Annotated in this window: 14 protein-coding genes; 8 read left to right on the top strand and 6 right to left on the bottom strand. The window is 68.1% G+C overall.

Annotated features, from left to right (window positions below):
* The first annotated feature begins 279 nt into the window (after positions 1 to 279).
* The 4 genes from crtY (at position 280) to ASE58_RS13490 (ending at position 4636) form a co-directional block, all read left to right on the top strand.
* Entirely contained in the window at positions 280 to 1443 is a 1164-nt protein-coding gene (gene crtY, locus ASE58_RS13505) for a lycopene beta-cyclase CrtY (RefSeq protein WP_055822195.1), read from the top strand.
* Positions 1440 to 2918: a phytoene desaturase gene (locus tag ASE58_RS13500; protein ID WP_055822192.1), complete on the top strand. Its 1479-nt coding sequence runs from the start codon at positions 1440 to 1442 to the stop codon at positions 2916 to 2918. Before crtY ends, ASE58_RS13500 begins: the two co-directional genes overlap by 4 nt.
* Before the next feature lie 213 nt (positions 2919 to 3131).
* Positions 3132 to 3713, top strand: coding sequence for a TIGR00730 family Rossman fold protein (locus ASE58_RS13495; protein WP_055757079.1), 582 nt, complete (start codon positions 3132 to 3134; stop codon positions 3711 to 3713).
* Positions 3710 to 4636: a phytoene/squalene synthase family protein gene (locus ASE58_RS13490; protein ID WP_055822189.1), complete on the top strand. Its 927-nt coding sequence runs from the start codon at positions 3710 to 3712 to the stop codon at positions 4634 to 4636. Before ASE58_RS13495 ends, ASE58_RS13490 begins: the two co-directional genes overlap by 4 nt.
* A 109-nt stretch (positions 4637 to 4745) precedes the next feature.
* Here the strand turns inward: ASE58_RS13490 and ASE58_RS13485 are convergent, their stop codons facing one another.
* Positions 4746 to 5816 carry an AI-2E family transporter gene (locus tag ASE58_RS13485; RefSeq protein ID WP_055757082.1) on the bottom strand — a complete coding sequence of 357 codons (1071 nt, stop codon included), beginning with the start codon at positions 5814 to 5816 and terminating at the stop codon, positions 4746 to 4748.
* 130 nt (positions 5817 to 5946) lie between these two features.
* On the opposite strand from ASE58_RS13485, the gene ASE58_RS13480 reads away from it, so the two are divergent.
* On the top strand, positions 5947 to 8055 hold the full coding sequence (locus ASE58_RS13480; protein WP_235513620.1) for a TonB-dependent siderophore receptor: 2109 nt from the start codon (positions 5947 to 5949) through the stop codon (positions 8053 to 8055).
* Here the strand turns inward: ASE58_RS13480 and ASE58_RS13475 are convergent.
* Complete coding sequence (locus tag ASE58_RS13475; protein WP_055822184.1) at positions 8038 to 8568, bottom strand: thiamine phosphate synthase; 531 nt, start codon at positions 8566 to 8568, stop codon at positions 8038 to 8040. The two genes, ASE58_RS13480 and ASE58_RS13475, sit on opposite strands and share 18 nt — an antisense overlap.
* A 22-nt stretch (positions 8569 to 8590) precedes the next feature.
* Here ASE58_RS13475 and ASE58_RS13470 point away from each other — a divergent pair, with 22 nt between their 5' ends.
* Both ASE58_RS13470 and ASE58_RS13465 read left to right on the top strand, forming a co-directional pair.
* Positions 8591 to 9256 (top strand): YggS family pyridoxal phosphate-dependent enzyme, encoded by a 666-nt coding sequence (locus ASE58_RS13470; RefSeq protein ID WP_055822181.1) that lies wholly within the window; start codon positions 8591 to 8593, stop codon positions 9254 to 9256.
* A 10-nt stretch (positions 9257 to 9266) separates the two neighbouring features.
* Complete coding sequence (locus ASE58_RS13465; RefSeq protein WP_055822459.1) at positions 9267 to 9950, top strand: HAD family hydrolase; 684 nt, start codon at positions 9267 to 9269, stop codon at positions 9948 to 9950.
* A 66-nt stretch (positions 9951 to 10016) separates the two neighbouring features.
* On the opposite strand, the gene ASE58_RS13460 is transcribed toward ASE58_RS13465, so the two are convergent.
* Positions 10017 to 10697 carry a c-type cytochrome gene (locus ASE58_RS13460; RefSeq protein WP_055822178.1) on the bottom strand — a complete coding sequence of 227 codons (681 nt, stop codon included), beginning with the start codon at positions 10695 to 10697 and terminating at the stop codon, positions 10017 to 10019.
* 116 nt (positions 10698 to 10813) lie between these two features.
* On the opposite strand from ASE58_RS13460, the gene ASE58_RS13455 reads away from it, so the two are divergent.
* Positions 10814 to 11704: a prephenate dehydratase gene (locus ASE58_RS13455; protein WP_055822175.1), complete on the top strand. Its 891-nt coding sequence runs from the start codon at positions 10814 to 10816 to the stop codon at positions 11702 to 11704.
* Between the two features lie 60 nt (positions 11705 to 11764).
* On the opposite strand, the gene nudC is transcribed toward ASE58_RS13455, so the two are convergent.
* From nudC to ASE58_RS13440, 3 genes are read right to left on the bottom strand one after another with little or no spacing between them, the layout of a single operon-like run.
* On the bottom strand, positions 11765 to 12619 hold the full coding sequence (nudC, locus tag ASE58_RS13450) for an NAD(+) diphosphatase (RefSeq protein ID WP_055822172.1): 855 nt from the start codon (positions 12617 to 12619) through the stop codon (positions 11765 to 11767).
* Complete coding sequence (locus ASE58_RS13445) at positions 12616 to 13959, bottom strand: serine hydrolase domain-containing protein (protein ID WP_055822170.1); 1344 nt, start codon at positions 13957 to 13959, stop codon at positions 12616 to 12618. Before ASE58_RS13445 ends, nudC begins: the two co-directional genes overlap by 4 nt.
* Positions 13956 to 14990: an A/G-specific adenine glycosylase gene (locus ASE58_RS13440; protein WP_235513619.1), complete on the bottom strand. Its 1035-nt coding sequence runs from the start codon at positions 14988 to 14990 to the stop codon at positions 13956 to 13958. The genes ASE58_RS13445 and ASE58_RS13440 overlap by 4 nt, the downstream gene beginning before the upstream one ends.
* Positions 14991 to 15013 lie beyond the last annotated feature (23 nt).

Below are 15013 nucleotides of genomic sequence, written 5' to 3'. Positions count from 1 at the left end.
CGCTGGTCAGGAGCCGCCCCGTTGATGGGAGCGACCTACGTTACAATGTCCATCGTCACCCCGGACTTGATCCGGGGTCCCGCTTCTCACTTGGCGGGTTGAAGAAGAAAAAGCGGGACCCCGGGTCAAGCCCGGGGTGACGAACACGAAATCTGGCAGCCGCCAGCGGCTGCCACGCCAAAGCTTCTTCACATGGATACGCTCCAACCCTCCCCGCCCCATCGGGCAAGGCGGATTTGTGACGTTGCTACCGGGACTTCGCTCCCCTAGGGCAGGGCGATGCCAACCATTCATCAATGCGACCTCGCCATCGTCGGCGGGGGATTGTCCGGCGCGCTGGTCGCGCTGGCGGCGGCGAAGCGGCGGCCCGACGCGCGAATCCGCCTGATCGAAGGGGCGGCGCACTTCGGCGGCAACCATGTCTGGTCGTTCTTCGGCAGCGACGTCGCGACCGACCAGCGCGCGCTGGTCGCACCGCTCGTCGCCCATGGCTGGCGCGGCTACGACATCGCCTTTCCGGCGCATGCCCGCACGCTCGACACCACCTATTATTCGATCACGTCCGAACGGCTCGACACGGTACTGCGCGACACGTTACCCGCAGAGGCGCTGATGACGTCGGTGCGGGTGCTGGGTGCCAGCCCGACCGCCGTCGTGCTTGCCGATGGCGACCGGGTGGAGGCGCAGGGGGTGATCGACTGTCGCGGCCCCGGCGACCTGTCGCTGCTCGATCTCGGCTGGCAGAAATTCATGGGGATGGAGCTCAACACCGCCTATCCCCACGGCGTCGAGCGCCCGATCGTGATGGACGGATCGGTCGAACAGATCGACGGCTACCGCTTTCTCTACACGTTGCCGTTCGACGCCTCGACGCTGTTCGTCGAGGATACCTATTACAGCGACACGCCCGACCTCGACACGCAGGCCTTGGCCGCGCGCATCGCCGCCTATGCGTCGGCCAAGGGTTGGGACGCGGCGACCGTCGGGCGCAGCGAGACGGGCGTGCTGCCGGTCGCGATGGGTGGCGATTTCGAGGAATATTGGCGCTCGGGCGGCAACCGCGTCGCAAAGGGCGGGATGCGCGCCGGGCTGTTCCATCCGCTAACCGGCTATTCGCTGCCCGATGCGGTGCGCCTGGCGCAGATGGTCGCCGACAGTTCGGACTGGTCGGGCGGCGCGCTGCACACGCTGACCCATGATTTCGCAGCCACGCTGTGGAAAAAGCGCGGCTTCTACCGGATGCTCGCGACAATGTTGTTCCGTGCGGCGGAACCGGCGGAACGCTACCGCGTGCTCGAACGCTTCTACCAGCTGGACGCGGGGCTGATCGGACGCTTCTATGCAGCCCAGTCGAGCTTGTTCGACCAGGCGCGGGTGTTGATCGGCAAGCCGCCGGTGCCGATCGGGCGCGCGGTACAGGCTTTGATGGGGAGACAGGGGTGAAGACGGCAGTCGTTATCGGCGCAGGCTTTGGTGGCCTCGCGCTTGCCATCCGGCTGCAGTCGGCAGGCGTACAGACCACGCTGGTCGAGGGGCGCGACAAGCCCGGCGGCCGCGCCTATTATTGGGAGCGCGACGGCTTCGTCTTCGACGCCGGCCCGACCGTCATCACCGCCCCCGAAGCGCTGCAGGAATTGTGGGCCCTGACCGGTCGCGACATGCGCGAGGACGTGACGCTGGAACCGGTGTCGCCCTTCTACCGGCTGAACTGGCCCGACGGCACCAATTTCGACTACACCAACGACGACACGCTGCTGCGCTCGGAAATCGCCAAGCTCGATCCGGGCGACCTTGCCGGCTATGCCCGCTTCCTCGAATATTCGGCGGGCGTGTATGAGGAAGGCTATGTAAAGCTGGGGCACGTCCCGTTCCTCGACTTCGCCTCGATGATCAAGGCGGCACCGGCGCTGGCCAAATACCAGGCGTGGCGATCGGTCTATTCGATCGTGTCGTCGTTCGTGAAGAACGACAAGCTGCGCCAGGCGCTGTCGTTCCACACCCTGCTGGTCGGCGGCGATCCGATGAAGACCAGCAGCATCTATGCGCTGATCCACAAGCTGGAGCGCGACGGTGGCGTGTGGTTCGCGCAAGGCGGCACCAACAAGCTGGTCGCCGGCATGGTGCGCCTGTTCGAAAAGCTCGGCGGCACGCTGATGCTCGGCGATGCGGTCAAGAGCATCGACACGCTTGGCGACCGCGCTACGGGCGTGACGACCAAGGGCGGCGTGGTGATCGGCGCGGACATGGTCGCGACCAACGCCGACATCGTCCACAGCTACCGCGACCTGCTATCGGGATCGCGCAGCGGGCAGCGCCGGGCGCAGAAGCTGGAGAAGAAGCGCTTCTCGCCCTCGCTGTTCGTCGTCCATTTCGGCATCAAGGGGACGTGGCCGGGCATCCCGCACCACATGATCCTGTTCGGCCCGCGCTATAAGGGGCTGCTCGCCGACATCTACGACCATGGCGTGCTGAGCGAGGATTTCTCGCTCTATCTCCACCATCCGACCGTCACCGATCCGTCGATGGCGCCGGAGGGGCATTCGACCTTCTATGCGCTGTGCCCGGTGCCGCACACCGGCAAGTTCCCGGTCGACTGGGACCAGATCGGCCCGATCCTCGAAAAGCGCATCCTCGACGAAGTGGGCCGTCGCCTGATCCCCGACATCCACGAGCGGATCGTGACGAAGTTCAGCTATATGCCGAGCAACTTCACCCACGACCTGAATGCCTATCATGGATCGGCCTTCTCGCTGGAGCCGATCCTGACCCAGAGCGCGTACTTCCGCGCGCACAACCGCGATGACGATATCCCGAATTTGTACGTGGTCGGCGCGGGCACGCATCCGGGCGCAGGGATTCCAGGGGTCGTGGGCAGTGCCAAGGCGACGGCGGGGTTGATGCTCGGCGGGGAGGACTGAGGTCCTACCCTCCTTCCCCGACCCCGGCCCCAAACGTTCGGTTCGAGCAGCTTCGAGCCTGTCGAGAAGCGTCCGTCGAGAACTTGGCCGTTTGGGGCACCCCCTTCTCGACTACGGTTCTCGACAAGCTCGAACCTCCGCTCGAAGCAAACGGATAGGGCGCGATAAGGGGAGCGCTTGCCCCCCCTCCCCCAATCGCCTAACCCCGCGGCCATGAAGCGCCTAGCCATCTATTGCGGGTCCGCGACCCCCGCCGACCCCATCTATATCGACTCCGCCCGCGCCGTCGGCCGTGCCCTTGCCGAACGCGGCATCGGCGTCGTCTATGGCGGCGGCAAGCTCGGCCTGATGGGCGCGGTCGCCGATGGCGCGATCGAGGCGGGGGGCGAGGTCATCGGCGTGATCCCGACCGCGCTGGTGAAGGCAGAGGCGGCGCACCGCGGCCTCACCGAACTCCATGTCGTCGACACGATGCACCAGCGCAAACAGGCGTTCACCGACCTGTCCGACGGCTTCGTCACCATCCCCGGCGGCACCGGCACGATGGATGAATTGTGGGAGGCGATGAGCTGGGCGCAGCTTGGGTATCACACCAAGCCGGTCGGGCTGCTCAACACCGCGGGCTATTACGACCATCTGATCGCGTTTGTCGACAAGATGGCCGAGGTCGGGTTCATGCGCCCGATGCACCGCGATATCCTGCTGGTCGCCGACACGCTCGACGTGCTGCTCGACAAGATGGCCGCGCACACCCCGGTGCAGGCGATCATCCACATGGCTGCCACCGACCTTTGATCCTCGACCGGCCCGCGCTGGTCGCGCACGCCCGCGACACGATCGCGCGCGGATCGAAGAGTTTCGCGGCGGCGAGCAAGCTGTTCGACCCGGTAACGCGCGAGCGGGCGTGGCTGCTCTATGCGTGGTGCCGCGCGTGCGACGACCTGGCCGACGGGCAGGATCTGGGCCATGGGATGCAGCGGGTCGACGATGCGCAGGACCGCCTCGCGCTGATCCGCACGCGCACCGCACGGGCATTGGCGGGCGAACCGACCGGCGATCCGGCGTTCGACGCGCTGGGCGTGGTCGCTGCCGAGGTCGGGCTGCCGCACCGCTTGGTGTACGACGTGATCGACGGGTTCCAGCTCGACGCCGATGGCTGGCAACCGGTCACGGAAAGCGATCTCTACCAATATTGCTATCACGTCGCCGGGGCTGTCGGCGGGCTGATGGCGGTGGTGATGGGGGTGCCCGCAACGGACAAGGACACGCTCGACCGCGCCTGCGACCTGGGCCTGGCATTCCAGCTTGCCAATATCGCCCGCGACGTGCGCGAAGATGCCGATGCCGGGCGCTGCTACCTGCCGCGCGACTGGCTGGACGAACAGGGGATCGATCCCGCCGATCCGATGGCGACGCCCGACCGGGTGGCCGTGCTCGCCCGGCGGATGGCGGCGCGCGCAGCTTCCCACGAAGACAGCGCGCGGGTCGGCGCGGCACGGCTGCCGTGGCGATCGGCGTGGGCGGTGCTGGCCGCCGCCGACATCTATGGCGGCATCGCGCGCAAGGTCGCCGCCGCCGGCCCCGCCGCGTGGGACAAGCGGCAGACGACATCGAAGGCGGAAAAGATCACCGCCATCGCCCGCGCGTTCGTCGCCGCGCGGTGGCGTCCCGCCCCGGACACCCCACGCGACCCGTCGCTATGGACGCGCGCCACCTGACACCCCGTCACCCCGGACTTGATCCGGGGTCGCGCTTCTTCTGCCATTGTCCGCGAAAAGCGGGACCCCGGATCAAGTCCGGGGTGACGGCGGATTCAGAGGAAGGCGCTCACCCCTCCTCCTGCACCTTGTCCGTCGCCACAGTGATATCCCGCCCCAGCAGGTGCTGGACATAAATCCGCTGCACCAGCACGAACACGACGATGGTCAGCGGCGCGGCGAGCAGCACGCCGATGAACCCGAACAGCAGCCCCATGCCGATGACCGAAAACAACAGCACGGCCGGCGGCACGTCGACCGCGTGCTTCTGCACGATCGGCATCAGGATATTGCCCTGGATCTGCTGCACGATCAGGAACAGCACGATCGTCCACAGCGCGGTCGAGGGCGACTGGGTAAAGGCCAGCATGACGGCGGGCAGCCCGGCGATGATCGGCCCGACATAGGGCACGACGTCCATCAAACCGGCGATCAGGCCAAGACCGATCGCGGCGGGCACGCCCAACAGCCACAGCCCGGTGGCGGTCAGCACCGCGACGACGACGATCGCGATCGCCTCCCCTTTCATCCAGCCGCGCAGGCCGCCGGCGGCATCGTCCACCGCCTGCCGCGCGACCGGCTCGGCCGATGGCGGCACCAGCTTCACCAGGCCGCGGCGATAGAGTTCGGGATCGGCCGCAAGGAAGATCGCACCGACCAGCACCAGCACCGCATCCGACAGGCCCGACCCGATCGACAGGACATAGCTGCCCGCGCGCGACATGATCGTCGACAGGTCGCTGCTGCCCTGCGACAGCAATTCGCGCGCCGGCTCGCCCAGCCCCCATCCGTCGAGCTGCTGCTGGATCGCCTGCAATGCGGAGGGAATCTGCTGCCGGATCAGGTCGAACTGGTTCACCAGCTGCGCGCCGAATCCGAAAAAGATGCCGATGACGATCCCCAGCAACAGGATCACCGACAGCGCCAGCGCCAGGCCGCGTGGCAGCCGGGTCCAGCGCTGGATACGGTTCGCCACCGCGCTGAACAGTACCGCGATGGTCGTGGCGGCAAAGACCAGCAGGACCAGCCGCATCATGCTGACCAGCAGGAACGCGGTCCCCGCGATCGCCAGCACCATCACCGTCATCGCAGCAACCCGGCCATAGCCGGGGGTCGATCGCCCTGCGTCGCTGTCGCCCATATTTTTCCCCTTTGGATCGTGAACGGACGGAACCGCGCGGCGTTCCCCGGCCATATCGCTGTCGCAACGATTGCAACACACTATCCCGCTCGCTAATGCGAGCTACTATCATATGCAAAAGGGGTATGGCGTGCGGGTTTGGTGGATTTCGGTGTTGGTCGCGATGCCGCTGCCGGCGATGGCGCAATCGGCGGATATGCCCGGCGACGACGCGGACATCGTGGTCGAGGGACGCGCACAGCAGCTCTATCGCACGCTCGTCACCACCGTCGGCAAATCGGCGCAGGACCCGTTGGACGTGCCGCAGGCGTTGCAGGTCATCAACCGCGACCTGTTCACCGATCAGGGCGCACGCGATGCGACCGACCTGTATCGCAACATCGCGGGCGTCAGCGCCTTCAGCTATGCCGGCGTCACCTTTCGCGGGTTCCGGCAGGACGAATCCTTTTATGACGGGATGCGCGGCAACCCGTTCGTCGGCTTCACCGTGCCGCAGCTGTTCAACGTCGACCGGGTCGAGGTGCTGAAGGGGCCGGCCGGCCTGTTCTTCGGTCCCGGCGCGCCGGGCGGCATCATCAATTATGTGTCGAAAACGCCGTCGGACCAACGCGCGCTGCGCACCGTCGTCACCGCCGGCACCTATGACCGCGCCGGCATCTCGTCGGAGGCCACCGGGCCGATCGATCGCGATGGCGTCGTCACCTATCGCATCGGCGGCTTTTTCGAATCGATGCAGCCCTATCGCAACAACACACTGCACCAGACGCTGATCGGCGATGCTGGCCTGTCGATCCGCACCAATCCGGGCGGGCTGCTGACGCTGCAACTGACGGCATACGACAATTATCTCCGCGCCAACCGGCTGCGCGGCGTGCTGGTCGATGACAGCGGGCGGTTCCTGACATCGATCCGCTGGAACGCGAATGAAAAGACCGACTGGCTGCGCCTGACCTCGACCGCCTGGTCGGCGCGCTATGCCACGACGATCGGCGATGCGATCACCTTCGACGCAGGGGTTCGCCGCTTCCGCTCGACCGAGCGGCAGCAATATCACGAACCGCGCGGGATCAGCCCGACCAACCCCGATCTGGTGCTGCGCGAATTTCGCGATCAGGTCCGCCCGGTCGACGGCCTGTCGGTCATGGCCAATGCTACCGCGACGACCCGCCTGTTCGGCATGGCGCACCGGTTCCAGCTGGGCGGCGACTGGTATCGCGAGAATAACGGCCTTAGCTCGCGTATCCTGCGCAGCGGCGTCGCGTCGCTCAGCCTGTCCAACCCGGTCTATGGCCGAGCATCGGGCGATGCGGTGCGTGCCGTCGCGTTGCCCTTTACCGATACCGACACCCGCGCCCGGCGGCTCGGTGCCTATTTGCAGGATCAGATCAGCCTGACCGACACGCTGCTGCTGGTCGCGGGCATGCGCTGGGACCGGTTCGAGGATGCGGTGCGCGTCGCGACGGCGGGGCGGGTCACCGGCGATTCCGGCTATCGCGACAGCGACGTGACGTTCCGCGGCGGGCTGATCTATCGCCCGCGCCGCGACCTGTCGCTCTATGCCAGCTGGTCGCAGGGCTTCGACCCGCAGGCCCCGGCCAGCCAGAATCGCGACGCCGGCGGCCCGTTCGCGCCGGTCACCGGCAACCAGGTCGAAGCCGGCGTCAAATCGCGCCTGCTGGACGGCCGGCTTCAGGCCAATGCCGCGGTGTATCGCATCATCCGCAGCAACTTGTTGCAGGTCGACCCGACCCGCGCCCCGGTGGGCGGCGTCGATCCCTTGAGCCCGATCGGCGAGGTGACCAGCAAGGGGTTTGAATTCGACCTGACCACCGACGTCACGCCCGACTGGGTGCTGCTCGCCAACTACGCCTATAACGACACGCGCGTGACCGACACGGTGGCGGGACAGGCGGTAACCGATGCGGTCGGCAGCCGCTTTGCCAACGCGCCGGCGCACAAGGTCGGTTTCTGGAGCCGCTATCAGGTGAAGGCGATCGGCACCGCCTTTGCGTTCGGCGGCGAAGCGGTGTCGAGCCGGATCAGCCGGTCGGGCCAGGCGGTGCGCCCCTATGCGATCTTCGACGCGTCGATCACCAAATCGCTGGGCTTCGCCGAACTGATGCTGCGCGTCGATAACCTCTTCGACAAGGTGTACGCCGCCTCGGGCTTCACCAAACAGTCCGGCCACTTCCCCGGCGAGCCGCGTACCGTCTTCGCCGAACTACGCGCGACGTTCTGACGCCCACGCATCGATCGCCGCCCAGCCGGCGATCCCCTTCAGCGTCCGCGCGCGTGCCGCCGTCATGCCGCCCAGCGCGATGACCGGCACGCGCGCGCCGTGGATCAGCCGCTGGAACCGCACCCGCCCCAGTGCACGCGCGCCGGGGTGCGAGGCGGTGGCGAAGACCGGCGATACGAAGATGGCGTCGACGCCCGCGCGTTCGGCCGCGATGCGTTCCGGGATCGAATGGACCGGCCGCGTGACCAACCCCTTGCGACGCAACGCTTTTCGCCCGTGCACGCCGTCGTCGCCGGGCAGGGCCGGCCCCGCGACCAGCAGTACCAGCCGCCGCGCCCGCGCGATCCGCCGCACCTGCGCAAACTTCCGCCGCCGTTCCCCCTCGGGCGTGGCATAGTGCCGGAACACGACACCACTCCCTCGCGGCACCTTCGCCATGATCGGCAGCAACGCCTCACCCAGCCGTTCGTCGGTCATCAGCCAGCGTTGCGGCAAAGGGTGGCGGCGGGACATGGCGGCCTCTATAGCGCGCGCGATGACCAAAACCGACACCCCGCTTGGCGCCATCCGCGACCGGATCACCCATGCCGAATCGATCGCCCGCCGCGACCGGGGCGCGACGACGCTGATCGCGGTCAGCAAGACCCATGACGCCGCCGCGATCCAGCCGCTCATCGACGCCGGCCAACGCGTGTTCGGCGAGAACCGCGTGCAGGAAGCGCAGGGTAAGTGGCCCGCGCTGATGGAAAAAACACCCGGAATCGAACTGCATCTGGTCGGCCAGCTCCAGTCGAACAAGGCCGAGGATGCGGTGCGCCTGTTCGACGCGATCCACTCGGTCGACCGCCCGTCGCTGGTCGCAGCACTGGGCAAGGCGATCGAGAAGACCGGCCGTAGCCCCGCCTGCTTCATCCAGGTCGATATCGGCGACGAACCGCAAAAGGGCGGCTGCGCCATCGCCGACCTGCCCGCGCTGCTGGCGGAGGCAAAGGCCGCCGGGCTGCCGATCGCCGGGCTGATGTGCGTGCCGCCCGCCGGCCTCGACGCCGCGCCCTATTTCGCGCTTACCGCCAAGCTCGCGCGCGACCATGGCCTCACTGGCTTGAGCATGGGCATGTCCGACGATTTCGAAACCGCCGTGACGCTGGGCGCGACCCATGTCCGGATCGGCTCCGCGCTGTTCGGCGCGCGCGGGCAATAAGGAAACGATGATGACCCGTCCCAAGGCCCTGTTGTTCGATTTCGACGGTGTGCTGCTGGAAAGCGAATATGCCGGCAACCGCCAGATCGCCGAGTTCCTGACCAATGCCGGTCACCCGACCAGCGCCGCCGATTCGATGGCCCATTTCATGGGCCTGTCGGGCAGCCATTTCACCCAGGCGATCGAGAAATGGGTCGGCGGCCCGGTGCCCGACGGCTTCTGGGATGCACGCGCTGTCGAGGATGCACGGGTGCTGGAACAGGGGGTCGATGCGGTGGCGGGTGCCGTCGCCTTTGTCCGGTCGCTGCCGGCCGACCTGCCGCGCGCGATCGTGTCGTCCAGCACGACCCACTGGATCGCGACGCATCTGGACCACCTGGGCCTGCGCGACGCGTTCGGCGACCATATCTATAGCGGGAAGGAGCATGTCGCGAACGGCAAGCCCGCACCCGACCTGTACCTATACGGCGCACGCCAGCTGGGCATCGCCATCGAGGATTGCGCGATCCTCGAGGACTCCCCGGTCGGCGTGACCGGCGCGGTCGCATCGGGCGCGCGGGTGATCGGGCTGTGCGCGGGGTCGCATTGCGGGGTCGGCCATGACGACCGCCTGCGCACGCTGGGCGTGACCGAAATCGCGCATGACTTCGACGCGGTGGCGCGGATGCTGGGGGTGGCGCCGGTCGCCGCCTGATTGGGGTTGGCGTGACCGGCCGTTGCCGCGGCGATGGCCGGAATGGCTTACGACAGGAAGGGCGCGTTACTCGCCCTTCTTGGCCGCCTGTTCCGCTGCCGCCGGATCGACCGACGGCGCGCCCGATGCCGGGGTGGCCGCATTGACGACATCGGCGGTATTGGCCGGCGCGCCTTCTGCGACGTTACCCTCCGCCTCGGTGGCAGCAGGTGCTGCACCGGCGGCGGGAGCGGCCGGCAGCGGCAGGTTCGACCCCTGCGTGTTGAGATAGGCGATGACGTTCGCCCGGTCCTCGGCGCTGCCAAGGCCGGCAAAGGTCATCTTGGTACCCGGCGCATATTTGCGGGGGGAGGTCAGCCACGCGTTCATCGCGTCGAAGTCCCAATTGCCCGCAATGCCGGTCAGGGCGGTTGAATAGGCGAAGTTGGGAAGATGACCGTGCTTCTTGCCGATCACGCCCCACAGGTTCGGGCCGATGCCGTTGGCCCCGCCCTGGTTCACGGTGTGGCACGCGGCGCATTTCTTGAATACTTCCGCGCCCTTGGCCACGTCGGCGGTGGCGAGCAGCGTCGCGATCGGCACGGCGGCGGCGGCACCGCCCCCGGCTTCGGCGGCACCCTCGACCGGATAGCCCGGCTTTTCCGGCGGTCCCGAATGGAACACCATGCCGCTGGCGATGGAAAGTCCGAGGGCGGCGGCGCAACCGGCCAATACCCAACCTGCGATGGTGTTCGTCCGGTCGTCCATGCCCTGAGCCGTCTCACCTAAATATGGTTTTGTTTGGGGCCATGCTTAGACACGGCATCCGATACTGGCAAGACAGGGTTGCCGCCTGCCCCCGCGCCCGATAATCGCCACCCCCCATGCAGAAATACGCCGCACCCGCGCGCCCGCTGGTGGCGCAGATGATCGAAGCCGCCGCGCGCGAACCGAATCGCACCGTCGCCTTTCAGGGCGCACCGGGCGCCAATTCGCATGTCGCGCTGGCACAGGCGTTTCCGGGCGCGCTGCCGCTGCCCTGTTTCGGCTTTGCCGACGCGATCGACGCAGTGCGGTCGAGCCAGGCCGATTGCGCGATCATCCCGATCGAGAATTCGCTGCATGGCCGCGTCGCCGACATGCATTTCCTGCTGCCCGAATCCGGGCTGGTCATCACCGGCGAACATTTCCTGCCGATCCGCCACGCGCTGATGGGGCTGGGCCCGGTCGAGGGCATCCGCCAGGCGATGAGCCACGAACAGGCGCTGGGCCAGTGCCGGAACTGGCTGAGCGCGCGCGGGATCGAGCCGGTGGCGCATCCCGACACGGCGGGCGCGGCGGCATCGGTCGCGGCGATCGGCGACCCGGCGGTCGCCGCATTGGCTCCCCCGGCGGCGGCGGCGCTGTACGGACTGCAATTGCTGGCCGACGACATTGCCGATGCCGACCACAATACGACGCGCTTCGTCGTCCTCGCCCGCGCCGCGCCGCCCGAACTGCCCGAGGGGCCGTGCATGACGACGCTGGTGTTCGAGGTGAAGAACGTGCCCGCCGCACTCTACAAGGCGATGGGCGGGTTCGCGACCAACGGCGTCAACATGACCAAGCTGGAAAGCTATCAGCGCGGCGGCACCTTTGCCGCGACCGAATTCTTCTGCGACATCGAGGGCCGGCCGGGCGAGCCGCATGTCGACCGCGCGCTGGAGGAACTGCGGTTCCACAGCAAATGGGTGCGGTTGCTGGGCAGCTATGGCCGCGCGAGGGAGCGGGGGTAGGCTTCTTCCCCGTCCTGCCCCCCTCCGCTCGAACCGAACGGAGGGGGTAAGGGGTTGGGCCTATTCCCCCACCCATGCCGCCAGCAGGCTCCGCGCAATCGCATGGGCCGGCGGCGCGATGAAGCGCGACGTGTCGCCCGACAGCGCCGCGCGCACCTCGTCCCGCGTGGCCCAGAACGCATGTTCCAGCTCCGACGTGTCGATTGTCAGCCTGTCGTCGGGCGCGGTCGCGATGCAGGCGATCATCAGCTGTGAGGGAAACGGCCAGGGCTGGCTGGCGACATAGCGCACCGCGTCGACCGCGACGCCCGCTTCCTCCAGCACCTCGCGTGCGACCGCCTCCTCGACCGATTCGCCGACCTCGACAAAGCCGGCGAGCGCCGAATACCGCCCGGCGGGCCAGCTCGGCTGGCGGCCCAGCAGCACGCGGTCGCCATGTTCGACCGCCATGATGACCACCGGGTCGGTGCGCGGGAAATGCAGCGCGCCACAGCCGGGGCACGACCGCGCCCAGCCGCCGCGTGCGACGACGCTGGCATGGCCGCACTTCGCGCAGAAACCGTGGCGCGAATGCCAGTCGAGCAGGCTGCGCGCGACGCCGTACAGCGCGACATCGGCCGGCGGCATCACCGCCAGCGCGGCCATCAGCGCGGGCGATCGCATCGCCGGCGCGCTGCCGTCGCCGTCGCCGACGACGAACAGCGGCGTGCCCTCCAGATAGCCGAGCAGCAACGCATCGCGCCGCGCCGGGTCCATCGCCACCAGCGCGAGCGCGCCGTCGTCGCCCACCGGTGGTTCGAGCCCGGTCAGCACCAGCAGCCGCGCCGCCGGATCGCCCTTGCACCGCGCGAACGCCGCGGGATCGTCGCGCTCGTGATCGGCGCGGACCAGCGCCGCGCCGGTAAAGCCGATCATCGCACCGGCCCCGCCAGATCGCGCGCCAGCGCCTTTACCAGATCGTCGCGCAGCGGCCATTTGTCGGCCGGGAAGTAATTGACCATGACAGTCCCGCGCAGCTGCCGCAACGGATCGACGAACGCGACGGTCCCGGCCGCCCCGCCCCAGCCATAGGTGCCCTTGCCCGGCCGTCCGGGCAGCGTTTCGAGATAGACCGATCCGCCCGCGCCAAAGCCCATCTTCGGCCCCGCCTGTCCCCCGGTCGCGCCATCGACCCCGCCAAAGGTGACACCGGCCGGCAACAGGTTCGACATGCCCAGCGCCACCGTAGCGGGCTTCATCACGCGCTTGCCCTCCAGCGTGCCGCCATTCTGGAGCATGTGCAGGAACCGGTCGTAATCGGCGGCCGACATGACCAGCCCCGCCCCGCCATAGGGAAAGCTCGGCGGCGACAGCCAGACCGACGTCGCGCCCGGATCGACCGGGACCAGATTGTCGCCGGCCCACGCATAGTTGGTCGCCAACCGCCCCTTCTGCGCCGCCGGCACCGTCCAATAGGTCGATGTCATGCCCAGCGGAGCGAACATCCGTGTCTGCAGGAAACGCTCGAACGACATGCCGCTTGCCACCTCGATCAAGCGGCCCAGCACGTCCAGCCCGATCGAATAGCTCCACTTGGTCCCCGGTTCGGCGATCAGCGGCAGGGTGGCGACACGGTTCGCGAATTCCTCCAGCGATTTCGGCCGCGCCTGGGCCAGCGCTACCTCTGCCTGCGCGTTGACGGCGGCGGGGACAATGCCCAGGCGCTCATATTCCTTCAGCAATGGCCCCTTGGTCACGATGCTGTAGCCAAGGCCCGCGGTGTGGGTCAGCAGGTGACGCACTGTGATCGGCGTCGTCGCCGGACGGCTGGCCAGACTGTTGGCCGGATCGGTCAGCACCTTCATCGATTTGAAGCCGGGGATGAAGTCGCTGATCGGCTGGTCGAGCTTCAGCTTGCCATCCTCGACCAGCATCATCGCCGCCATGCCGGTGATCGGTTTCGTCATCGAATAGACGCGCCAGAGCGTATCGACATTGGCCGGCGCGGCGGTCGCGTCGGTCGCGACGCGGCCGGCGGCGTGGGCGCTGGTCCAGTCGGGGCCGCCGACGACCACCACCATGCCCGGCACCTTCTTCTGCGCCACATAGTCGCGGACCATCGCCTCGGTCGCGGGCAGCGCGCGCACCGCCGGGCGGGCGGGCGCGCGCGGCGGCGCGGCCTGTGCCCAGACCATCGCCGGCTGCACGGCCAGCAGCGCGCCTGTCAGCGCCCCCGTCAACGCCAGAGTGTTCCGCATCCAGTACGACCGCGTCATCGCATTCCCTCCACCACCGGTATCGCCCGCGCGAACAGCGTCGGCAGCCCGGCGGCGGCAATGTCCGCGACCGGCCACCATTCGCCCTGCGCGGTGTCTTCCCCCGCTGCATCCGCCACCATGACGGTGCAGGCAAGATCGAAATGCGTGAAGCCGTGGCGGACCATCCCGACGCTGCGCCAGTCGGCAGCGAAAGGTGCGCCTTCGCTGCCGGGATCGCTGTCACCCCACGGCCCGGTCGGCAGCGCGCGCATCCCGCCCAGCAGCCCCTTGTCCGGCCGCCGTACCAGCAACACCTGCCCGTCGCGCTCGGCCCAGAACAACGTGCCGAATCGCTGCGGCTTCGCCTTCTTCGCCGCCTTCACCGGAAAGACGTCGGGCGTGCCCATGGCATAGGCGGCGCAATCGTCGCGCAGCGGGCAGAGCAGGCAGCGCGGACTCCGCGCGGTGCAGACCATCGACCCCAGGTCCATCATCGCCTGCGCGAAGTCGCCGGCGCGGCTGTCGGGGGTGATCCCATCCGTCGCGGCGCGGATCGCGGGACGCCCGCCCGGTAGCGGCTCGGCGATCGCGAACAGGCGCGACACGACCCGTTCGACATTGGCATCGACCACCACCGCGCGTCGGTCAAAGGCGATCGCGGCGATCGCGGCGGCGGTGTAATCGCCGATACCCGGCAATTTGCGCAGTTCGGCTTCGGTGTCGGGCAGTGCGCCCCCCGCCGCGACCGCCCGCGCACAAGCCAGCAGGTTGCGGGCGCGGGCATAATAGCCAAGCCCCGCCCACGCCGCCATGACATCGGCATCGTCCGCCGCCGCCAGCGCGGCGAACGACGGCCAGCGCGCGGTCCACGCTTCGAAATAAGGCCGCACGCTCGCCACCTGCGTCTGCTGCAGCATCACCTCCGACAGCCAGACGCGATAGGGATCGGGGGCGGCGGTGCCCGGCGGGCTGCGCCACGGCAGGGTGCGATGGTTGGGATCGTACCAGTCGAGCAACCGTTCGGCGACAGAGAGATGCTTGGCGTCCACGCCGGCTCTATGGCATGGGATGC

Origin of the sequence: Sphingomonas sp. Leaf9 (genome assembly GCF_001421355.1) — a bacterium.
GTDB lineage: Bacteria > Pseudomonadota > Alphaproteobacteria > Sphingomonadales > Sphingomonadaceae > Sphingomonas.
Note: the sequence above shows the minus strand (reverse complement) of the source record. Positions and strands in the feature narration are given on the sequence as shown.